This is a genomic window from Rathayibacter sp. AY1A4, from assembly GCF_002930955.1.
GTDB lineage: Bacteria > Actinomycetota > Actinomycetes > Actinomycetales > Microbacteriaceae > Rathayibacter.
Genome location: NZ_PSTN01000038.1, coordinates 1 through 20,675, shown reverse-complemented (window position 1 = coordinate 20,675; position 20,675 = coordinate 1). Strand labels below are relative to the sequence as shown.

Below are 20,675 nucleotides of genomic sequence, written 5' to 3'. Positions count from 1 at the left end.
GTCGTCCGGATCGTCGAGCCGGCGGGTCTCGCGGTGGCCCGCCGTGCGGCGTGCCGGGTCCAGGTAGACGGCGTCGAAGCCGGGGGGACGGGCGGGGCCGGCGGGACCGGGACGGAGCCGTGCTGCTCGTCGGAGCCGGGGCCGGGACGGGTGCTGTCGTCGCTCATGGCGCGAGTCTAGCCAGCACCCCGGCGGCGGCGGAGGGGTTCCGTCCGCTCACGCGGGCAGGTACCCGCCGTCGCGCAGGTCGCCGACGAAGGCCGTCCAGGCGAGGTAGGCGATCACCGCGAGGACGATCGCGAGGTAGCCCAGCACGAAGCCGGCGACCGCGAGACCGCGGCCGCGCTGTCCGGAGCGTCGGGCCTGGGCGAAGCCGATGTGGCCGAGGACGATGGCGGCGGGCGCCAGCCCCAGCAGTCCGCACACCAGAGCCGCGACCGCGAGCGGATTCATCGGCGGGCGGCGGGGCGGGAGACCGGGGTAGGGATCGGCGGCGGCCGTCGGCGGCGGGTAGGCCGCCGACGGCTCGCCGAGCGGAGGGGCGAACGGCGCGGGCGCCGGTCCGGTCTGCGGTCCGGGCGCGGTGTCGTCGGTCACGGTGTCCTCCTGGTGGTGCGGGCGCCCCCGAGCCTCGGAGGCGTGTCGATCAGTACCCGGTCGAGGGCATGGTCGCCGCGATCGAGAAGAGCGCGACGAACGAGATGATGGTGATGATGATCGCGACGAAGCCGATGATGACGGCGGCGAGGGCGAGGCCGCGGCCCTTCTCCCCCGTGCGCTTGATCTGCGACAGGGCGATGAAGCCCAGCACGATGCCCACGATGGAGACGAAGAACGAGGCGATGAAGCCGATGATCGCCAGGATGTTGTAGCGGTCGGACGCGGGCGTGTACGGAGTGGTCATGGAATCCCCCAGGGTCAGGAACGAGCGGATGCGGCCAAGAGTGGCAGTGGCACGATCCGCCTGTCAAAAAGCTGGACGGCGCTTGCGCGGCCCGGCCGCCGCCCGGTAGTGGCCTCAGCGGACCTGGATCTCGGTGACCGGGAGGGTCGAGTCGGCCCCGAAGCCGAGCCCCGACGGCGGATGCCCCGCCTCGATCAGCTGCGCCGCCAGTGCGGCGATCATCGCGCCGTTGTCGGTGCAGAGCGAGAGCGCCGGGATCCGCAGGGTCACTCCCGCGGCCGCGCACCGCTCCTCCGCCAGCGCGCGCACCCGGGCGTTCGCGACCACGCCGCCCCCGAGCAGGAGGCGCGGCACGCCCCGGTCGCGGCAGGCGGCGAGCGCCTTCGTGAGCAGGACGTCGGCGACCGCCTCGCGGAAGCTCGCCGCGACGTCGGCCACGGGCACCTCCTCCCCCGCGTCCTGGCGCTTCTCGACCCAGCGGGCGACCGCGGTCTTCAGCCCCGAGAACGAGAAGTCGTAGCGGTGGCGCTCGAGGTCCTTCGGCAGGCTGAGCCCGCGGGGGAAGCGGATCGCCTTCGGGTCCCCGTCCGCCGCCACCCGGTCGATCTGCGGTCCGCCCGGATAGGGCAGGCCCAGGACTCGCGCCACCTTGTCGAAGGCCTCGCCGGCGGCGTCGTCGATGGTCTCGCCGAGCAGCTCGACGTCCGACACCAGATCGCGCACGTGCAGGAGCGAGGTGTGCCCGCCCGAGACCAGCAGCGCGATCGTCGGCACCTCGACGGGGCTGCCCTCGCTGCCGTCCGCACGGAGGACGTCGGCTCCCACGTGGCCGACGAGGTGGTTCACGGCGTAGAGCGGCAGGCCGAGCGAGACGGCGAGCGCCTTCGCCGCTCCGACGCCGACCATGAGTGCGCCCGAGAGCCCCGGTCCGCTGGTGACCGCGATCGCGTCCAGGTCGCCGAGCGCGACACCGGCCTCGGAGAGCGCCGCGTGCAGGGCGGGCTCGAGCGCCTCCAGGTGCGCCCGGGCGGCCACCTCGGGCACGACGCCGCCGTAGCGGGCGTGCTCCTCCATCGAGGAGGCGATGGTGTTCGAGAGCAGCGTCGTGCCGCGGACGATGCCGATCCCCGTCTCGTCGCAGCTGGTCTCGATGCCGAGGACGAGGGGTCCGGTGCTCACGGGGTCTCCTGGGTCGGGGTCGGCGGCAGGCGCATCACGATCGCGTCCACTCCGTCGGGCTGGTAGTAGGCGGGGCGGACGCCGATCTCCTCGAAGCCCTCCGAGCGGTAGAGGGTCTGCGCGGCGGGGTTGTCGGCGCGGACCTCGAGGAAGACCTCGCGGGCGCCTCGCTCGCGGGCCGCCTCGAGGAGCGCGCGCAGCAGTCGGCGGCCGAGGCCGGTGCGGCGGACCCGGGCGACGACCGCGATCGTCTGCACGTCGCCCTCGTGAGCGCCGACGGGGCAGAGGAGCCCGGCGTAGCCGACCACCTCGCCGTCCTGCTCGGCGACCAGGTACCGGGTGTGACGGCTCCGGATCTCCTCCGCCATCATCCCCCGCGACCAGGCGTCGCCGGCGAACTCGGACTCCTCTATCGCCATGACGGCGTCGAGGTCGTCGGCCTGCGCGTCGCGGAGCACGGCCTCGCTCATGCGGTCACCCGCTTGGGGCCGGCGGACAGCGTGACGTCGGGCGAGCGGAGGTAGAGGGGCTCGTCCTCGGCGCCGGGCCGACCGGCAGCGCGCAGGCGGGCGGCCACGACTCCGAGCTCGCCGGCGGAGACCGTCTCGGCCTCCAGGCGCGGGAGCTCCGGATGCGGGAGGGCCGGCGGCTTGTCCAGGCCCGGGCCGGCGAGACGGACGGGGAGGCCCTGGTCGTCGAGCCCGTCGTAGGCGCTCCAGTACAGCTCGCGGCGGCGGGCGTCGGTGACGACGAGGAAGCCCGCGGCGCGCCCGTGCCGCAGCGCGGCGAGCGCGATCGCGTCGTGCGAGACCACGGGGAGGGTGGGGACGCCGCGGCCGAGCGCGAAAGCACGGGCAGCGGCGATCCCGACCCGGAGGCCGGTGAAGGGGCCGGGGCCCATGCCCACGGCGACCGCCTCGATGCCCCCGGGAGCCACGTCGGCCGCCTCGAGCGCCTCCTGGATCAGCCGGCCGACCACCTCCGCGTGGCGCATGGTGTCGGTCTCGGTGCGCTCCGAGCGCACGGCGCCCGCGGAGTCGACGACGGCGACGGAGGTTCCGGAGGAGGTGTCGATCGCGAGGAGCACGCGTCCAGGGTACCCGCGAGCTCAGCTCCAGCCGGTGCCGCGGAAGCGGACGGTCCGCGGCTCGATCGGCTCCTCGCCCTCCTCGGCGTCGGAGCCGGCGGTCGGCCGCTCGATGACCACGTCGAGCCAGGACTCCGCGACGCCGTCCAGCATCCCGGCCCCCCACTCCACGACGACCACCGAGCGCGCCGGATCGAGGTCGAGGTCGTCGAGCTCGACCGGCGAGCCCACGCGGTAGGCGTCGACGTGCACGAGCGGCGGCCCGTCGTGCAGCGGCGGGTGCGTCCGCGCGATCACGAAGGTGGGGCTCGTCACCGGACCCCGCACGTCGAGGCCCTCGCCGAGCCCGCGCGTGAAGGTCGTCTTGCCCGCGCCGAGCGGCCCGGTCAGCACCAGCAGGTCGCCGGCGCGCAGCACTCGGCCGAGCTCGCGGCCGAGCTCCGCCATGGCCTCCGGATCGGCGACCTCGACGATGCGGTCCGCGAACCAGGAGCGCTCAGGCACGGCCGTCCGCCGCGCTCAGCAGCCGTCGCTGGACGCGCGGCCCGAGCCGGGTGACCAGCTCGTAGTTGATGGTGCCGCACCACCGCGCCCACTCGTCGACCGAGGGGACGCCGGTCGTCGGGTCGCCCCAGAGCGTCACCGGGTCGCCCGTCGCGACGCTCACATCCCCCACGTCGACGACGAACTGGTCCATCGCGACCCGCCCGGCGATCCGGTGGCGGCTGCCGCCGATCGAGACCTCCGCGACGCCGGAGGCGCTCCGCGGGATGCCGTCCGCGTAGCCGAACGGCACGAGCGCGAGGGTCGTCCCGCCCTCGGCCCGCCAGGTGTAGTCGTAGCTCACGCCGGTCCCGTGGGGCACCCGGCGGACGCCGGCGACGCGGCCCTGGAGCGTCATCGCCGGGACGAGCCCGAGCTGGAGCGAGGTCTCGTCCTCGAACGGCGAGAGTCCGTAGAGGGCGATGCCGCTGCGCACCATGTCGAGGCGTGCTTCCGGGAGGCGCAGCGCCGCCGCCGTCGCCGCGAGGTGCAGGACCGGCGCCTGCACCCCGTGCGCGGCCAGCACGGCCTCGGCGCGGCGGAGGAGCGCGAGCTGGGCGAGGTCGTCCTCGCGCGAGGTGTTGGACAGGTGCGAGAACAGTCCGGTGAGGTGGACGGTGCCGCGAGCGCTGTGACGGGCGAGCGCCTCCGCCAGGTGCGGCCACTCCTCCTCCGCGGCGCCGTTGCGGCTGAGGCCCGTGTCGACCTTGAGCTGCACGGCGGCGCGCACACCGCGGTCCTCCGCCGACTGCGCGAGCGTGTCGAGCTGGTCGACGGAGGAGACGGCGACGTCGATCGAGTGCTCGAGCGCCGCGTCGAAGTCCTCGCCGGGGTCGTGCAGCCAGCAGAGGATCGGAGCGACGACGCCTGCCTCGCGCAGGGCCACGGCCTCCCGCAGCTCCGCGGTGCCGAGGGCGTCCGCGCCGCCGTCGAGCGCCGCCTGCGCCGCGGCCAGGGCGCCGTGCCCGTAGCCGTTGGCCTTGACGACGGCCATGAGCCGGCGAGCGCCGGTGAGCTCGCGCAGACGCGCGGCGTTCGCCGCCATCGCGTCGACGTCGATCACCGCCTCGCGGTACGACGCGGGGACGCTCACGACTCGGCCACCACGAACGCGCAGGCCACGCCCGCGTCGTGCGTCATCGAGAGGTGCACGCGCGTGATCCCCCGCGCCTCCGCGGCCGCCCGGGCCGGGCCGTGCAGCGCGAAGGACGGATTCCCGTGCTCGTCCCGCTCGACGACCATGTCGAGCCAGCGGGCGCCCACGGAGTCGCCGAGCGCCTTGATCAGCGCCTCCTTGGCGGCGAAGCGGCCCGCCAGCGAGGCGACCGGGAGCGAGCGTTCGCTCTCGGCGAACAGGCGGTCGCGGAGCCGGGGCGTGCGCGACAGCGAGCGCTCGAAGCGCGCGAGGTCCACGACGTCCACCCCGATCCCCACGATCACGGCTCGATCACTCGACCGTGACCGACTTGGCGAGATTGCGCGGCTGGTCGACGTCGAGGCCCTTGGCGGCGGCGAGCTCCATCGCGAACATCTGCAGCGGGGTGACGGCGAGCAGCGGCTCGAACAGCGGGTCGGCGAGCGGGATCGGCACGACCTCGTCGGCGATCTGGATCGCGGCCGTGTCACCCTGCTCCGCGATCGCGATGACGCGGGCGCCGCGGGCCTTGATCTCCTGGATGTTCGAGATCACCTTGCGCTGCAGCTCGTACGACTCGCTCGGGCTCGGCACGATCACGAACACGACCTGGCCAGGCTCGATCAGTGCGATCGGGCCGTGCTTGAGCTCGCCCGCCGCGAAGCCCTCGGCGTGGATGTAGGCGAGCTCCTTGAGCTTCAGCGCGCCCTCGAGCGCCACCGGGTAGCCGACGTGGCGGCCGAGGAACAGCACCGCACGGGTGTCGGCCATCCAGCCGGCCAGCTGGGCGATGTCGTCGGAGGCGTCGAGCACGCGGGAGAGCTTCTCCGGGATTGCGGCGAGCTGAGCCGCCTGCGAGGCGACGAGCTCGGTGGAGGCGGCTCCGCGCACCGCGGCCAGATGCAGCCCGAAGAGGTAGAGCGCCGCGATCTGGGCGACGAAGGCCTTGGTCGAGGCGACCGCCACCTCCGGGCCCGCGTGCGTGTAGAGCACGGCGTCCGACTCGCGTGGGATCGTCGCGCCCTGGGTGTTGCAGACCGAGAGCGTCTTGGCGCCGTGCTCGCGGGCGTACTTGACCGCCATCAGCGTGTCCATCGTCTCGCCGGACTGGCTGATCGAGACGACGAGGGTGCGCGGGGTGAGCACCGGGTCGCGGTAGCGGAACTCGTGGCTGAGCTCGACCTCGACGGGGACGCGCGCCCATTTCTCGATCGCGTACTTGGCGACCATGCCCGAGTAGGCGGCCGTGCCGCAGGCGATGATCGTGATGCGGTCGATCTCCGTCAGCACCGGACCGAGCGCGTCGAGCTCGGGCAGCGTGATCGCGCCCTCGTGGATGCGGCCGCGGAGCGTGTTCGCGACGGCCTCGGGGCCCTCGGTGATCTCCTTCGCCATGAAGCTCGACCAGCCGCCCTTCTCGGACGCCGACGCGTCCCAGGCGATCTCGAACGGCTCGGTCTCGACGGGGTTGCCGAAGAAGTCGGTCACCGTGACGAGCTCCGGGGTGATCGTGACGATCTGGTCCTGGCCGATGGCGACCGCGCGGCGGGTGAACTCGACGAACGCCGCGACGTCGGAGCCGAGGAAGTTCTCCCCGTCGCCCAGGCCGATCACGAGCGGCGAGTTGCGGCGCGCGCCGACGACCACGCCGGGCTGGTCCTGGTGCAGGGCGAGCAGGGTGAACGCGCCCTCGAGGTGCGCGACGACGGCCTGGAAGGCGAGCACGAGGTCGCCGGTGCGGCGGTACTCGCGGGCGATCAGGTGCGCGGCGACCTCGGTGTCGGTCTCGCTCTCGAAGACGGCGCCCTCGGCGAGCAGCTGCTCCTTGAGCGGCTGGAAGTTCTCGATGATGCCGTTGTGGATGACGGCGAGCCTGCCCTCGTCCGCGAGGTGGGGGTGGGCGTTGCGGTCGGTCGGGCCGCCGTGCGTCGCCCAGCGGGTGTGGCCGATGCCCGTGGTGCCCTCGGCCAGCGGGTGCGCTTCGAGGTCGTCGACGAGGACGCTGAGCTTGCCCGAGCGCTTGCGGCTGTCGAGCTGCCCGTCGGCGTCGATCACGGCCACGCCGGCCGAGTCGTAGCCGCGGTACTCCAGACGCTTCAGGCCCCCGAGCAGCACGGCCAGGCTGTCGCGCTCACCGACGTATCCAACGATTCCACACATGCGCTCGATTCTAAGCGGCGCGGAGGCGCCTCCCGCGGCGTCGGGCACCCGGCGGGGCGGACGCTAGGATCGGTCCCCATGCCGTCGTCTCCTCGCGATCCCGCGCGCGACGCGCACCCCTCCCCCTTCGTCGAGATCGTCCGCTCCGACTGGGCCGAGCTCGCCCGCACCACGGAGCTGCCGCTGTCGGAGACCGAGGTCGTGCAGCTGCGGGGGCTGGGCGACCGGCTGAGCCTCACCGAGGTCGCGGAGGTCTACCTGCCGCTCTCGCGCCTGCTGAGCCTGTACGCCGGTGGCGCGCGGCACCTGCACCGCGCGACGAGCACGTTCCTCGGGGAGCGCGCGCAGCCGACTCCGTTCGTGATCGGCGTCGCGGGGTCGGTCGCGGTGGGCAAGTCGACGATCGCGCGCCTGCTTCGGGAGCTGCTCGCCCGCTGGGAGGACACGCCCCGCGTCGAGCTGGTGACCACCGACGGCTTCCTGCTGCCCAACCGCGAGCTGGAGCGCCGCGGTCTGATGAGCCGCAAGGGCTTCCCCGAGTCGTACGACCGGCGGGCGCTGCTCCGCTTCGTCTCGGAGGTGAAGGGCGGGGCCGCGGAGGTGCGCGCGCCGTTCTACTCGCACCTCTCCTACGACATCGTCCCCGACGCCGAGATCGTCGTGCGGCGGCCGGACGTGCTGATCGTCGAGGGCCTGAACGTGCTGCAGCCGCCGGTACCCGGTCACGGCCTGGCGGTGAGCGACCTGTTCGACTTCACCGTCTACGTCGACGCCCGGACCAGCGACATCGCGCGCTGGTACGAGGAGCGCTTCCTCACCCTGCAGCAGGGCGCGTTCGCGAATCCGAACTCCTACTTCCACCGATACGCGGCGCTCAGCCCGGATGAGGCCCGCGAGCGCGCGCGGAGCATCTGGGCCGCGATCAACGAGCCGAACCTGCTGCAGAACGTGCGCCCCACCCGCTCCCGCGCGAGCCTGGTCCTCCGCAAGCAGGCCGACCACACCGTCTCCTCGGTCCTCCTCCGCAAGATCTGACTGCGCCCCCGGTCGCTGTTCGCCGCCGCGCGCACCGCGCAGCCACCGACCTCCTCGAACCCCTCCACCGCAGGATCGGCGCAGGCTCGCCGCCACCCACGAGCCGTCAGCGTGAATCGCGTGCCAAGCGATTTTCGCGCGGCTAACGCGACCCGCTCCACCCGCGCAACGACCTCGCGAAGCCGACCGCGAGGTGCCGCGCAAGGAGCGGCCCCGCAACAAGCACCGCCGCGTGCCAAGCGATTCCCACGCGGCGAACGCGCCCCGCTCCACCCATCGCAACCACCTCGCGAAGCCGACCGCGAGGGGCCGCGCAGGGAGCGGCCCCGCAACGAACACAGCCGCGTGCCAAGCGATTCACCCGCGGCGAACGCGCCCCGCTCCACCCATCGCGACCACCTCTCCAGGCCGACCGCGAGGAGCCGCGCAGGGAGCGGCCCAACCCACGAGCCGTCGTGGGAATCGCGTGCCAAGCGATTCACCCGCGGCGAACGCACCCCGCTCCACCCGTCGCGACCACCTCTCCAGGCCGACCGCGAGGAGCCGCGCAGGGAGCGGCCCAACCCACGAGCCGTCGTGGGAATCGCGTGCCAAGCGATTCCCGCGCGGCGAACGCACCCCGCTCCACCCATCGCGACCACCTCTCCAGGCCGACCGCGAGGAGCCGCGCAGGGAGCGGCCCAACCCACGAGCCGTCGTGGGAATCGCGTGCAAAGCGATTCACCCGCGGCGAACGCGCCCCGCTCCACCCATCGCGACCACCTCTCCAGGCCGACCGCGAGGAGCCGCGCAGGGAGCGGCTCCCTAAGAGCGCAGCCGCTCGAGCACGACCGCGGCGAGCGATTCGGCGAGGCGGTCGGCCGTCTCCTGCGTCTTCGCTTCGACCATGACGCGCACCATCGGCTCGGTGCCGGAGGGGCGCAGGAGCACGCGGCCGTCGCTGCCGAGCTCGGCGGTGGCGTCGGCGACGGCGGAGGCGATGACCTCGTCGTCGCGGACGCCCTCGCGGTCGACGCCGCGCACGTTGAGGAGGGTCTGCGGGAAGACGGACATGACTGCGGCCAGGTCGGCGATCGTGCGTCCGGTCCGGGCCATCTCGGCCGCGAGCTGGAGGCCGGTGAGCACCCCGTCGCCGGTGGTGGCGTAGCGGCTCATGATGACGTGGCCGGACTGCTCCCCGCCGAGCGAGTAGCCGCCGTCGTTCATCGCCTCGAGGACGTAGCGGTCACCGACCGCGGTCTCGATGACGCGGATGCCGGCGTCGCGCATGGCGAGCTTGAGGCCGAGGTTGCTCATGACGGTGGCCACGAGGACGTCGTCGCGGAGGGCGCCGCGGCGGGCCATGGCTGTCGCGAGGATCGCCATGATCTGGTCGCCGTCGACGATGCGGCCCTGGGCGTCCACCGCGAGGCAGCGGTCGGCGTCGCCGTCGTGGGCGATGCCGATGTCGGCGCCGGCCGCGCGGACGGCCTCGGCGACGTTGTCGAGGTGGGTGGAGCCCACTCCGTCGTTGATGTTGAGGCCGTCGGGGTCGTTGCCGATGACGGTGACGGTCGCTCCGGCGTCGGTGAACACCTGGGGCGAGATGCCGGCGGCGGCGCCGTGCGCGCAGTCGATGACCACGTGCAGGCCGTCGAGACGGGTGCCCTCGAGGGATCCGAGCAGGTGGAGGACGTAACGGTCCTCCGCGTCGGAGAAGCGGGTGATGCGGCCGACGTCGGCTCCGGTCGGCGTGAGCGGGGGGACTCCGAGGGCCGCTTCGATGCGGTTCTCGAGCTCGTCCGGGAGTTTGCGTCCGCCTGCGGCGAAGAACTTGATGCCGTTGTCGGCTGCGGGGTTGTGCGAGGCCGAGATCATCACGCCGAAGTCGGCGTTCTCGTCGGCGATGAGGTAGGCGGTGGCGGGCGTCGGGATGACGCCGGCGTCGAGCACGTCGACTCCCGCGCTCGCGAGACCCGCCGCGACCGCGGCTCCGATGAACTGACCGGAGATGCGGGGGTCGCGGGCGAGCACGGCGACGGGCCGACGGCCCTCGGCCCGGGCGGCCGCTCCGAGTACACGGGCGGCCGCCTGGGCGAGGCCGAGAGCCAGGTCGGCCGTGACCTCGCGATTAGCGAGGCCACGGACGCCGTCTGTTCCGAACAGGCGCGGCATGGTGCGCAGTCCCTTCTCGAGCTGCTGGTCGTGCGGCCGTCAGGCCGCGTCGACTAGCGCTTCGAGAACTGGGACGCCTTGCGGGCCTTCTTGAGACCGGCCTTCTTGCGCTCGATGACGCGGGCGTCGCGGGTCAGGAAGCCCGCCTTCTTCAGGATCGCGCGGTTGTTCTCGCGGTCGATCTCGTTGAGCGCACGGGCGATGGCGAGGCGCAGCGCGCCGGCCTGGCCCGAGGGGCCGCCGCCGGTGATCTTGGCGACCACGTCGTAGGAGCCGATCAGGTCGAGCACCTTGAAGGGGTCGGTGATCAGCTGCTGGTGCAGCTTGTTGGGGAAGTACTCCGCGAACTCGCGGGCGTTGACGGTCATGCCGCCGTTGCCGGGGACGAGTCGCACGCGGGCGATGGCCTGCTTGCGTCGGCCCACGGCTGCGCCGGAGACGTTGAGGACGGCGCGGGGCGTCGTGGACGCCTCGGTGGCCGGGCTTTCGGTGGAGTAGCTCTCGGGAGCCACGTCGATCTGGTCTGCGATCTTCGCCACGGTGTAGGTGATCCTTTGTCTTCGAAGTCTGGGGTGTCGGGGAGGGCCGGAGCCTACTGGGCGACCTGGGTGAAGGCGTACGCCTGCGGCTGCTGGGCCGCGTGGGGGTGCTCGGATCCCGTGTAGACCTTCAGCTTGCGCAGCTGGGCGCGGCCGAGGGAGTTCTTGGGGAGCATGCCGCGGATGGCCTTCTCGACGGCGCGGACCGGGTTCTTCTCGAGGAGCTCGGCGTACGTGGTGGCCGAGAGGCCGCCCGGGTAGCCGGAGTGGCGGTAGGCCTTCTTCTGGAGGAGCTTCTGGCCGGTGAGGGCGACCTTCTCCGCGTTGACGATGATGACGAAGTCGCCCATGTCCATGTGCGGCGCGAAGGTGGCCTTGTGCTTGCCGCGCAGGAGCGCCGCGGCGTGGGTGGCGAGACGGCCGAGCACGACGTCGGACGCGTCGATGACGATCCAGTCGTGCTGGACGTCAGCCGGCTTCGGAGAAAAAGTGCGAGTCACGTGAGTGCTGCTTTCTGGTCGGAGTGAGGTGTTCGTGGATCCCGCTCCGTGGCCGTTCGACCCGCGAGGGGCCGAACCGATCCGGTGGAGGGCTCAACTTCGGGCGCTCGGCACACGGCCGAAAACACCAAGGGTCGACATTACAGCAAAGCCCCCGTGCGGCCAAGCACGGATCGTGGCGGCAGGGGCTCCGGCGGCGGGAGGTGCGACCCGAGCCGCCACGGGTCGCGGGGCGCGGTCGCGCACCCTCGCCTCACTCCGAGTCCTCCGGGTCCGGCCCCTCGGTCCGCACGGTGCGCTTCGCGCGGGTGAGCAGGGCCCGCTCGGCGAGCGCGTCGTCCTCGGGGTAGTCGACCTCGCGGAGGATGAGGCCGCGGGCCGGCATCACCGCGAACGCGTTGGTCCGTCGGGCGGCGTCCCGCAGCAGCGGGACCGCCCCCGCCTCGAGCTTCCCGGCGCCGACCGCGACGCACGCCCCCACGAGGGCCCGCACCATGCTGTGGCAGAAGGCGTCCGCGCGCAGGTGGGCGTGCAGGACTCCGTCGGCGTCTCGCTCCCAGGTGAAGTCGAGCAGGCTCCGGATGGTGGTGGCCCCTGCGCGGGCACGGCAGAACGACGCGTAGTCGTGCAGGCCCAGGAGCGAGCGGGCCGCGGCCGACATCGCGTCGAGGTCGAGGGAGTCGGTGATCCAGGTGGTGTACGTGCGGTCGAGCGGGTGGCGCATCGAGGAGGCGTCGGCCAGCCGGTACTCGTACCGCCGCCAGCGCGCCGAGAACCGCGCGTCGAACCCCTCCGGCGCCTCCGTCACCCGGTGCACCGAGACGTCGGTGTACTGCCCGAGGATCCCGCGGAGCCGCCGCTCCAGGATCGACGCGGGCGGGAACGGCTCCTCCCCCGGTCGGCGCCGGCCGGTGCTGATGCGGCCCCACTGCTCGGGGGTGAGGTCGACGTGGGCGACCTGGGCGCTGGCGTGCACGCCGACGTCGGTGCGCCCGGCGACCGTCACGGTCGGGTGCTGCTCGGAGCGCAGCACCAGGGCGAGCGACTCCTCGAGCACCCCCTGCACGGTGCGGAGGCCGGGCTGCTTGGCCCACCCGGAGAAGTGCGAGCCGTCGTAGGCCAGGTCGAGGCGGACGCGGTGGAGCATCAGACGAGTCTAGAGCGCGCCGTGGTCGCGGCTCAGGCGACCGCGAGCGGGACGTCGACGGCCGCCAGGGCCGAGACCGCCCAGCCGACCAGCGTCGACTGCTCGCCGACCGAGGAGACGATCCGCGCCTCCCAGCCGCCTGCGAGCACGGCCAGCTCGGAGGGAGCGGAGGCGATGCCCTGCACCCAGTAGGCGGCCGTGCCCAGCGAGACCGGCACGGCGCCGAGCGCCTCGCCCGCACCGGTGAAGGTCTCGACGAGGGGCCCGCGGTGCAGCGTCAGCACGACGACCGGGTCGCCGCCGTCGACGGCGTAGGAGCACGTGTCTCCCGCGGCGGTGATCGACACGGTGCCCGCCGTCGAGCCGGCCTCCTGCTCGACCAGGGAGGCGGGGAGAGCGGTCGCGCAGTCCACGCCCTCGCTCGACGGCACGGAGGGCACGGAGGACACGGTCGGTGCGGCCGACGGCACGGGGGTCGTGCTCGCGAGACCCGCCGACTCCGGCACGTCGATCACCTCGCCGGAGGCGCAGCCGCTCACTCCGCCCGCGAGTGCCAGGGCGAGGAGCGCCGCAGCGGCCGAGGAGCGCAGTCGCAAAGAAGTCCTCCGAGGATCGTCGGGGCGGACCCCGGGAGCGCCGGTCGTGACGCGGCCGCACCCGACGAGCGCAGCCGTGCCATCGTAAGCGACGATTCGCGCCACTCGGCCCCGTGGAACGACGAGAGCCCCCCGCCCCGGAGGGGACGGAGGGCTCTCGGCAGAGGGGGCGTGACTACTTGGTCGCGCCGGTCTCCTCGACAGGAGCGTCCTGCGCGGCGTCCTCGACGGGAGCGTCCTGCACGGGCGCCTCCTCGACGGGGGTCTCCTCGGCAGTGGTCTCCTCGGCGGGGGCCTCGTCCACCGGAGCGGACACGGGCGCCGTGGCGGTGCGCGACTTCTTCGCCTTGGGCGTGACGGGCTCGAGGACGAGCTCGATCACGGCCATGGGCGCGTTGTCTCCCTTGCGGGGGCCGATCTTGGTGATGCGGGTGTAGCCGCCCTCGCGCTCGGCGACGAGCGGAGCGATCTCGGTGAAGAGCTCGTGGACGACCGACTTGTCGCCGATCGTCGCGAGGACGCGACGGCGGGCGTGCAGGTCGCCGCGCTTGGCGAAGGTCACCAGGCGCTCGGCGAGCGGACGAAGGCGCTTGGCCTTGGTCTCGGTCGTCTTGATGCTCTTGTGCGTGAACAGGGCCGCGGCCAGGTTCGCCAGCAGCAGGCGCTCGTGTGCGGGTCCGCCTCCGAGGCGGGGGCCCTTGGTGGGCTTGGGCATGGGTTTACTCCAGTACTAAAGGGGTGTCAGCAGGTCGGACGCGAGGAGCCGGGGCTCCGGAGCGGAGGACCTAGATGCTCTCGTCGTCGTAGCTGTAGAAGTGGGCGCCGTCGAACCCGGGGACCGAGTCCTTGAGCGACAGGCCGAGCTCCGTCAGCTTCTCCTTGACCTCATCCACCGACTTCTGACCGAAGTTGCGGATGTTCATGAGCTGCGTCTCCGAGAGGGCGACGAGCTCATTGACGTTGTTGATGCCCTCGCGCTTGAGGCAGTTGTAGCTGCGCACCGAGAGGTCGAGGTCCTCGATGGGCATGGACAGCTCGGTCGAGAGGACCGCGTCGACCGGCGCGGGGCCGATCTCGATGCCCTCGGCCGCGTTGTTCAGCTCGCGGGCGAGACCGAACAGCTCGGTCAGCGTGCGTCCGGCGGAGGCGATGGCGTCGCGCGGCGAGATCGCCGCCTTCGTCTCCACGTCCACGACCAGGCGGTCGAAGTCGGTGCGCTCGCCGGCACGGGTGGCCTCGACGCGGTAGGTGACCTTCAGCACGGGCGAGTAGATCGAGTCGACCGGGATCTGGCCGGCCTCGGAGAACTCGCTGCGGTTCTGGGTCGCCGAGACGTAGCCGCGGCCGCGCTCGATCGTGAGCTCGAGCTCGAACTTCGCCTTGTCGTTCAGCGTGGCGATGACGAGCTCCGGGTTGTGGATCTCGACACCGGCCGGAGCCGAGATGTCCGCAGCGGTGACCTGGCCGGCTCCCTGCTTGCGCAGGTAGGCGGTGATCGGCTCGTCGTGCTCGGAGGAGACGACGAGTCCCTTGATGTTCAGGATGATCTCGGTGACGTCCTCGCGGACGCCCGGGACGGTCGTGAACTCGTGCAGGACCCCGTCGATCCGGATGCTGGTGACAGCGGCGCCGGGGATGGAGGACAGCAGGGTGCGACGCAGCGAGTTGCCGAGCGTGTAGCCGAAGCCGGGCTCGAGGGGCTCGATGACGAAGCGGGAACGGAACTCCGAGATGTTCTCCTCGGTGAGCGTCGGACGCTGTGCGATAAGCACTGATGATTCCTTTCGATCACGTGTCCGCTATATGACACGTGCGTTTGCGAGGTGTGGAGTTGTGAAAGAAATGCGCGATCCGCCGGTCGGCCGCACTCCCCGCCCGGAGGCGGTTCGTGCGGCCGGCCGACGGCTGCGAGTGCTGCTTAGACGCGACGACGCTTGGGCGGGCGGCAGCCGTTGTGCGCCTGCGGGGTGACGTCGTTGATCGAGCCGACCTCGAGGCCTGCGGCCTGGAGCGAGCGGATCGCGGTCTCACGACCCGAGCCGGGGCCCTTCACGAAGACGTCCACCTTCTTCATGCCGTGCTCCTGAGCCTGGCGCGCGGCCGACTCGGCGGCGAGCTGGGCGGCGAACGGCGTCGACTTGCGCGAGCCCTTGAAGCCGACTCCGCCGGACGAGGCCCAGCTGATGACGGCCCCGGAGGGGTCGGTGATCGAGACGATGGTGTTGTTGAACGTCGACTTGATGTGGGCCTGGCCCACAGCGATGTTCTTCTTCTCCTTGCGGCGCGGCTTGCGCGCGGCCGACTTGGGGGTAGCCAATTCTGTATCTCCTCTAGGTCCGTGTCGCCCGCGTTACTTGCGGCCGGCCTTCTTCTTGCCGGCGACGGTGCGCTTGGGTCCCTTGCGGGTGCGCGCGTTCGTCTTGGTGCGCTGTCCACGGACCGGGAGGCCGCGACGGTGGCGGAGGCCCTCGTACGAGCCGATCTCGACCTTGCGGCGGATGTCGGCGGCGACCTCGCGGCGGAGGTCGCCCTCCACCTTGTAGTTGCCCTCGATGTAGTCGCGGAGCGAGACGAGCTGGTCGTCGCTGAGGTCCTTGACGCGGATGTTGCCGTCGATCCCGGTGTCGCTCAGGGTCTTGAGCGCGCGAGTGCGGCCGACACCGTAGATGTAGGTCAGTGCGACCTCCACGCGCTTCTCGCGCGGGATGTCTACTCCTGCCAGACGTGCCATTGTGGCTTCTCCTGTGAGTGAGTGGAGGTGTGAAGCAGCACCGGTGCCTCGGCCTCCGACCGAAGGTGTCCTCGCCGTCCACCCCGGGGTCGCCGGGGTGCTGCGCGATTTCTGGTGCTGCGGGTGTGTTCAGTTGTGCAGTGGGGGCGGCACGCCGCCCCTGCGCTCCCTCGCGGAAGCAGCGGGACTAGCCCTGGCGCTGCTTGTGGCGGGGGTTGCTGCTGCAGATGACCATCACGTTGCCGTGGCGGCGGATGATCTTGCAGTGGTCGCAGATGCGCTTGACGCTGGGGTTGACCTTCATTGTTCTTGTCCTTGTTTTCGCTGGCGTCGTGCTCCCGGCGGATGCCGGGGCCGTTCCTTACAGGACACGCACGTCGCGAACGTCAGCGGAGCGAACGCCTACTTGTAGCGGTAGACGATCCGGCCGCGGGTCAGGTCGTAGGGGCTCAGCTCCACGATCACCCGGTCCTCGGGGAGGATCCGGATGTAGTGCTGACGCATCTTGCCCGAGATATGGGCGAGAACTTTGTGTCCGTTGGTCAGCTCCACGCGGAACATCGCGTTGGGGAGCGCCTCGACAACCGCACCTTCGATTTCGATGACACCGTCTTTTTTGGCCATAGCCTCACTGTCGTTCGGAAGTAGTGTGTGTACTGGTCGTGCGAATGTTTCCGCGACGAGCCACCACCGGGCGAGAGCCCGGATCGGGGTTCGCGGGCATGCCGGAGCACGCGCAAAACACCAAGGGTCGATACTACGCGAATCGCGGCCGCTCCGCCACCTCGGGCGTGTCGCCCCCTCTTCCGCCTCCGCGCCCGACGCGCGCCCCCTGCCCTGCCCTGCGTCCGCCGCCGCCTAGGCTGGCTCCGTCGAGCCGGAGGGAGAGCACATGGCGCGCACGACGAGGTCAGCGACCGCGAGGCGGAGCTGGTACTCGCACCCGGTGGTGACGGTCCTGGCGGCGATCGCGGTCATCGCCCTGGTGCAGACCTTCTTCGTGAAGGTGTACACGGTGCCGACCGGCTCGATGGAGAACACCCTCCAGGGCGGCGGATTCTTCGGCGACCGCATCCTGGTCGACCGCACCCTCGCCCTCCAGGGCGGGCCGGAGGAGGGCCAGATCGTCGTCTTCTCGCGCGACGCCGACTGGGGCGCGAGCGACGAGGCCGGCAGCCCCCTCTCCGAGATCGTGAAGACGTTCGGCGACGTCACCAGCATCGGCCCCTCCCACGAGGAGTTCCTCGTCAAGAGGCTGATCGCCGAGGGGGGCCACACCGTCTCCTGCTGCGACGCCGAGGGGCACGTGCTGGTCGACGGGAAGCCGCTGGACGAGTCCTACGTGTTCGAGGACTTCCCCTTCACCCCCGGGACCCTCGACTGCACGACGAGCCCCGCGTCCCTCCGCTGCTTCGACGAGTACGCCGTCCCCGAGGGCTCCCTCTTCGTCCTGGGCGACCACCGGTCGAACTCCAACGACTCGCTCGGCGAGTGCCGCGGCGCCGGCGGGCCGATCGACACGTGCGTGAAGACCGTGCCGATCGACAGGGTCACCGGACGCGTCTTCGCCGTGGCCTGGCCGCTCACGCGCTGGCGGCTGTTCTAGCGCTCCGCCCGAGCCGCCGCAGACGACGACGAGGTCCCCCGCGGGAAGCAGGGGACCTCGTCGTCGTTCACCGCCGTGCGGCCACGGGACTAGCCGCGGACGACCGCCACGACCCGGTCGAAGAGCGGATGCTCGGCCGTGAGGCCGGTGACCTCCGCCACGAACTCCTCCGGGGTGAGCGCGGCCAGCTTCTCGTGGAGCTCCACGCTCTGGGGGTCCTCGGGCACGTCGAAGCGCAGCGCGGCGCCGATCGCGGCGAGCAGTCCCTCCGGCGTGCGCCCGCGCTCGGCGAGCTCGGCCGCCGGTCCGATGAAGCGCTCGTGCCGCGACAGCTTCCGCAGCGGCTGGCGTCCCACCCGGTCGACCGTGTCGGTCAGGTACGGGTTCGCGAAGCGCTTCAGCGTCTTCTCGAGGTAGGCCTGCTGCTCCTCGTCGCTGAAGCCGTGCTTGGCCACGATGAGCGCCTTGGTGTCCTCGAGCGCGGCCTTGACCGCGTCGTGCACCTCGGGCATCGCCAGCGCGTCGGAGAGCTTGTGCGCTCCGGCCGCGAAGCCGGTGTAGGCGGCCGTCGCGTGGCCGGTGTTCACCGTGAAGAGCTTCCGCTCGATGAAGGGCTCGAGGTCGTCGACCCAGGTCGCGCCCGGGATCTCCGGCTCGGTGCCCTCGAACGGAGTGCGGTCGACGACCCACTCGAAGAAGCTCTCCACCGTCACGTCCAGGCCCTGGCCCGGGTCCTGGTTGGGGACGATGCGGTCCACCGCGGTGTCGGCGAAGACGGCGCGGGTGCGCAGGCGCTCCCACTCGTCCGCACCGAGGTTCGCGGCGACCTCGGTCTGCAGGAGGCGCGTGGCGTTGATCGCGTTCTCGCAGGCCATGACCGCCAGCCGCGGCGCCGACTCGTCGCGGGCCGCGAGGCCCTTCGCGATCACGGGGGCGACGAAGCGCAGGATGTTCGGGCCGACGGCCGTGGTGACGATGTCGGCGGCGGCGATCTCGCCGACGAGAGCCTCCTCGTCGGCGGCCGAGTCGATCGCGCGGAAGCGGTCGACGACGTGCGTGGCCGCCTCCTCCCCCACCTCGTGCACCTCGTAGCTGTCGGCAGCGGCGAGGCGGCCGATCAGCTCGGAGTTGACGTCGGCGAAGACGAGCTCGTAGCCGGCGCCGTGCAGGATCAGGCCGACGAAGCCGCGGCCGATGTTGCCGGCGCCGAAGTGGACGGCGGTGGGCATCAGGAGTTGACCTCGCCCAGCAGGCTGTAGAGCGACTGCGCGTCCGGGGCGTCGAGGAGCTTCTGCACCTCGTCCTCCTCCGAGAAGATGATCGCGATCTTGGAGAGGATCTCGAGGTGCTCGTTGTCGACGCCGGCGATGCCGACGACGAAGCGCACCTCGTTGCCGTCCCAGTCGATCGGCTGCGCATAGCGCACGAACGAGAGGGCGGAGGAGCGGATCTCGTCCTTCGCGTCGTTGGTGCCGTGCGGGATGGCGAGCAGGTTGCCCATGTAGGTCGAGACGGTCGCCTCTCGGGCGAGCATGGCCTCGTAGTAGGCGGGGGTGACCGCGCCGACGCCGACCAGCATGTCGGCGGCCTCCTTGATGGCGGCCTCCTTCGTGGTGGCGGTGCCGGAGGCGTCGATCTGTCCGATGGTGAGCACGTCGCTCATGGGGTGCGTCCTTCCGTGGAGGTGCTGACAGCGAGGGAACCCGCAGGGGCGAGCGGAGCGTGTCCGCTCTGTCGCACCCTACGGGTTCCCTCCGAATGGTTGGCGTACTACTTGCCGTGCTGCTCCGCGACCAGCGAGACGACCTCGTCGTACTTCGGGCTGTTCATGAAGTTGTCCACGGAGACGTGGATGGCGCCCGGAGTGCGCTGGCGGGCGCGCTCCGTGAGCTCGGCCTGGGTGATGACCAGGTCCACGTCGTCCTCGAGAGCGGCGATCGCCTTGTTGGTGACCGTGACGTCCTCGAAGCCCGCCTTCTTCATCTTGTTCCGCAGCACCGAGGCGCCCATCGCGGACGAGCCCATGCCGGCGTCGCAGGCGAAGACGATGTTCCGGACCTGGGTCGCGGTTGCCGTGGCCCCCGCGGTCGAGGCGCCGGCCGAGTCCTGCGGAGCGTTGGCGCCGCGGGCGTTGATGAGCGAGCCGACGGCGCTCTCCTTGCCCTTGTTCGCCTCGTTGGCGGCGACGGCGGCGGCGAGCTTGTCGTCGCCCTCCTGCTCCGCGGCCAGGTCGCGCTTGCGGCCGGACCGGATGATGACCGAGGCCACCAGGAACGACACGGCGGTCGCGAGGATCACCGAGAGGATGACGCCGAGGAAGCTGTCGTTCGCGGTCTGCAGGAGCACCGCGATGATCGAGCCGGGCGAGGCGGGGGCGCGGAGGCCGGAGTTGAACGCGACGTTCGTCGCGACACCGGTCGCACCGCCGAGGATGACGGCCGCGAGCAGCGCCGGCTTCATCAGCACGTACGGGAAGTAGATCTCGTGGATGCCGCCGATGAAGTGGATGATCGCCGCACCGGGAGCCGAGGCGCGGGCCGCGCCGACGCCGAAGAACGCGAAGGCCAGGAGCACGCCCATGCCGGGGCCGGGGTTGGCCTCGAGGAGGAAGAGGTAGGACTTGCCCGCCTCCTCCGCCTGCTGCACGCCCAGCGGCGTGAGGATGCCGTGGTTGATGGCGTTGTTCAGGAAGAGGATCTTCGCCGGCTCGATGAAGAGCGAGGTCAGCGGGAGCAGGCCCGCGTTGACCAGGAACTCCACGCCCGCACCGAGGGCGGTCGAGAGGCCGACCACGAGCGGCGCGACGCCCGCGAAGGCGAGGAGCGCGAGGAGGAGGCCGAGGATTCCGGCGGAGAAGTTGTTGACCAGCATCTCGAAGCCGGGCTTGATCTTGCCGTCCCAGATCGAGTCGACCTTCTTCATGAGCCACGCCGACAGCGGGCCCATGATCATGGCGCCGATGAACATCGGGATGCCGGCGCCGACGATGACGCCCATGGTCGCGATGGTGCCGACCACGCCTCCGCGGGCGCCGTAGACCATGCGGCCGCCGGTGTTCGCGATGAGGAGCGGGAGGAGGTAGGTGATCATCGGGGCGACGAGGCCGGTGTTGACCACGTCGGGATCCGTGCTCCAGCCGCCGAACTGCTGGACCCAGGTGGCGTCGATGCCGAGGAGCGGGAGCCATCCGGTCTGGATGAAGAGGGCCGTGATGAAGCCCCAGGCGATGAAGGCCGCGATGTTCGGCATGACCATTCCCGAGAGGAAGGTGCCGAAGCGCTGGACGTGGACGCGCGCTCCACCGCGCGTCGACGTCGCTGACGTCGTTGTCATGTGGTGTGTTCTCCGATTTCTAGGGG

The 20,675-nt window shown here is 71.6% G+C and carries 25 protein-coding genes; 2 read left to right on the top strand and 23 right to left on the bottom strand.

The features are described from left to right. Positions 1-216: 216 nt before the first annotated feature. The 9 genes from C5B92_RS15915 to glmS form a co-directional block, all read right to left on the bottom strand. Positions 217-597, bottom strand: coding sequence for a DUF4190 domain-containing protein (locus C5B92_RS15915; protein WP_104234159.1), 381 nt, complete (start codon positions 595-597; stop codon positions 217-219). Between the two features lie 49 nt (positions 598-646). Next, positions 647-904 carry a DUF4190 domain-containing protein gene (locus tag C5B92_RS15910; RefSeq protein ID WP_104225014.1) on the bottom strand — a complete coding sequence of 86 codons (258 nt, stop codon included), beginning with the start codon at positions 902-904 and terminating at the stop codon, positions 647-649. 114 nt (positions 905-1,018) lie between these two features. Next, on the bottom strand, positions 1,019-2,083 hold the full coding sequence (gene tsaD / locus C5B92_RS15905; protein ID WP_104225013.1) for a tRNA (adenosine(37)-N6)-threonylcarbamoyltransferase complex transferase subunit TsaD: 1,065 nt from the start codon (positions 2,081-2,083) through the stop codon (positions 1,019-1,021). Then, positions 2,080-2,553 carry a ribosomal protein S18-alanine N-acetyltransferase gene (rimI, locus tag C5B92_RS15900; protein ID WP_104234156.1) on the bottom strand — a complete coding sequence of 158 codons (474 nt, stop codon included), beginning with the start codon at positions 2,551-2,553 and terminating at the stop codon, positions 2,080-2,082. The genes tsaD and rimI overlap by 4 nt, the downstream gene beginning before the upstream one ends. Then, positions 2,550-3,170, bottom strand: coding sequence for a tRNA (adenosine(37)-N6)-threonylcarbamoyltransferase complex dimerization subunit type 1 TsaB (gene tsaB, locus C5B92_RS15895; RefSeq protein ID WP_104227415.1), 621 nt, complete (start codon positions 3,168-3,170; stop codon positions 2,550-2,552). The genes rimI and tsaB overlap by 4 nt, the downstream gene beginning before the upstream one ends. 21 nt (positions 3,171-3,191) lie before the next feature. Beyond that, a complete protein-coding gene (gene tsaE / locus C5B92_RS15890; RefSeq protein WP_104225016.1) occupies positions 3,192-3,617 on the bottom strand; it encodes a tRNA (adenosine(37)-N6)-threonylcarbamoyltransferase complex ATPase subunit type 1 TsaE in 426 nt (141 codons plus the stop codon). A 49-nt stretch (positions 3,618-3,666) separates the two neighbouring features. Further along, positions 3,667-4,806: an alanine racemase gene (gene alr / locus C5B92_RS15885; protein WP_104350570.1), complete on the bottom strand. Its 1,140-nt coding sequence runs from the start codon at positions 4,804-4,806 to the stop codon at positions 3,667-3,669. Then, positions 4,803-5,153 carry a holo-ACP synthase gene (locus C5B92_RS15880; protein WP_104227414.1) on the bottom strand — a complete coding sequence of 117 codons (351 nt, stop codon included), beginning with the start codon at positions 5,151-5,153 and terminating at the stop codon, positions 4,803-4,805. The genes alr and C5B92_RS15880 overlap by 4 nt, the downstream gene beginning before the upstream one ends. A gap of 7 nt (positions 5,154-5,160) precedes the next feature. Continuing rightward, positions 5,161-7,008, bottom strand: coding sequence for a glutamine--fructose-6-phosphate transaminase (isomerizing) (glmS, locus tag C5B92_RS15875; protein ID WP_104227413.1), 1,848 nt, complete (start codon positions 7,006-7,008; stop codon positions 5,161-5,163). Positions 7,009-7,086: 78 nt separating this feature from the next. Here glmS and coaA point away from each other — a divergent pair, with 78 nt between their 5' ends. Then, positions 7,087-8,043 (top strand): type I pantothenate kinase, encoded by a 957-nt coding sequence (gene coaA, locus C5B92_RS15870; RefSeq protein ID WP_104234153.1) that lies wholly within the window; start codon positions 7,087-7,089, stop codon positions 8,041-8,043. Positions 8,044-8,847: 804 nt separating this feature from the next. On the opposite strand, the gene glmM is transcribed toward coaA, so the two are convergent. From glmM to infA, 11 genes are all read right to left on the bottom strand, one after another. Beyond that, positions 8,848-10,197: a phosphoglucosamine mutase gene (gene glmM / locus C5B92_RS15865; RefSeq protein ID WP_104256577.1), complete on the bottom strand. Its 1,350-nt coding sequence runs from the start codon at positions 10,195-10,197 to the stop codon at positions 8,848-8,850. Between the two features lie 53 nt (positions 10,198-10,250). Beyond that, complete coding sequence (gene rpsI / locus C5B92_RS15860) at positions 10,251-10,736, bottom strand: 30S ribosomal protein S9 (protein WP_104225004.1); 486 nt, start codon at positions 10,734-10,736, stop codon at positions 10,251-10,253. A gap of 53 nt (positions 10,737-10,789) precedes the next feature. Then, positions 10,790-11,236, bottom strand: coding sequence for a 50S ribosomal protein L13 (gene rplM / locus C5B92_RS15855; protein ID WP_104225003.1), 447 nt, complete (start codon positions 11,234-11,236; stop codon positions 10,790-10,792). Between the two features lie 253 nt (positions 11,237-11,489). After that, positions 11,490-12,383, bottom strand: coding sequence for a tRNA pseudouridine(38-40) synthase TruA (locus C5B92_RS15850; protein WP_104256576.1), 894 nt, complete (start codon positions 12,381-12,383; stop codon positions 11,490-11,492). Positions 12,384-12,415: 32 nt separating this feature from the next. Continuing rightward, a complete protein-coding gene (locus C5B92_RS15845) occupies positions 12,416-12,979 on the bottom strand; it encodes a hypothetical protein (protein WP_104256575.1) in 564 nt (187 codons plus the stop codon). 175 nt (positions 12,980-13,154) lie between these two features. After that, positions 13,155-13,694 carry a 50S ribosomal protein L17 gene (rplQ, locus tag C5B92_RS15840; protein ID WP_104225000.1) on the bottom strand — a complete coding sequence of 180 codons (540 nt, stop codon included), beginning with the start codon at positions 13,692-13,694 and terminating at the stop codon, positions 13,155-13,157. 70 nt (positions 13,695-13,764) lie between these two features. Continuing rightward, a complete protein-coding gene (locus tag C5B92_RS15835) occupies positions 13,765-14,751 on the bottom strand; it encodes a DNA-directed RNA polymerase subunit alpha (RefSeq protein WP_104224999.1) in 987 nt (328 codons plus the stop codon). Between the two features lie 146 nt (positions 14,752-14,897). Beyond that, positions 14,898-15,296, bottom strand: a complete 399-nt coding sequence (gene rpsK / locus C5B92_RS15830; RefSeq protein ID WP_055787170.1) for a 30S ribosomal protein S11 — start codon at positions 15,294-15,296, stop codon at positions 14,898-14,900. A 33-nt stretch (positions 15,297-15,329) separates the two neighbouring features. Beyond that, positions 15,330-15,710: a 30S ribosomal protein S13 gene (gene rpsM / locus C5B92_RS15825; RefSeq protein ID WP_068251511.1), complete on the bottom strand. Its 381-nt coding sequence runs from the start codon at positions 15,708-15,710 to the stop codon at positions 15,330-15,332. 187 nt (positions 15,711-15,897) lie between these two features. Further along, positions 15,898-16,014: a 50S ribosomal protein L36 gene (gene rpmJ, locus C5B92_RS15820; protein ID WP_055787164.1), complete on the bottom strand. Its 117-nt coding sequence runs from the start codon at positions 16,012-16,014 to the stop codon at positions 15,898-15,900. A gap of 98 nt (positions 16,015-16,112) precedes the next feature. Continuing rightward, positions 16,113-16,334 (bottom strand): translation initiation factor IF-1, encoded by a 222-nt coding sequence (gene infA, locus C5B92_RS15815; RefSeq protein WP_022883252.1) that lies wholly within the window; start codon positions 16,332-16,334, stop codon positions 16,113-16,115. Positions 16,335-16,602: 268 nt separating this feature from the next. Here infA and lepB point away from each other — a divergent pair, with 268 nt between their 5' ends. Then, positions 16,603-17,316 (top strand): signal peptidase I, encoded by a 714-nt coding sequence (lepB, locus tag C5B92_RS15810; RefSeq protein ID WP_104256574.1) that lies wholly within the window; start codon positions 16,603-16,605, stop codon positions 17,314-17,316. 89 nt (positions 17,317-17,405) lie between these two features. Here the strand turns inward: lepB and C5B92_RS15805 are convergent, their stop codons facing one another. The 3 genes from C5B92_RS15805 to C5B92_RS15795 all read right to left on the bottom strand — a co-directional run bounded on the left by C5B92_RS15805 (position 17,406) and on the right by C5B92_RS15795 (position 20,649). Then, a complete protein-coding gene (locus C5B92_RS15805) occupies positions 17,406-18,545 on the bottom strand; it encodes a mannitol-1-phosphate 5-dehydrogenase (protein WP_104256573.1) in 1,140 nt (379 codons plus the stop codon). Further along, complete coding sequence (locus tag C5B92_RS15800) at positions 18,545-18,979, bottom strand: PTS sugar transporter subunit IIA (RefSeq protein ID WP_104224996.1); 435 nt, start codon at positions 18,977-18,979, stop codon at positions 18,545-18,547. The genes C5B92_RS15805 and C5B92_RS15800 overlap by 1 nt, the downstream gene beginning before the upstream one ends. Before the next feature lie 107 nt (positions 18,980-19,086). After that, positions 19,087-20,649, bottom strand: a complete 1,563-nt coding sequence (locus C5B92_RS15795) for a PTS mannitol transporter subunit IICB (RefSeq protein ID WP_104224995.1) — start codon at positions 20,647-20,649, stop codon at positions 19,087-19,089. Between the last annotated feature and the right edge of the window lie 26 nt (positions 20,650-20,675).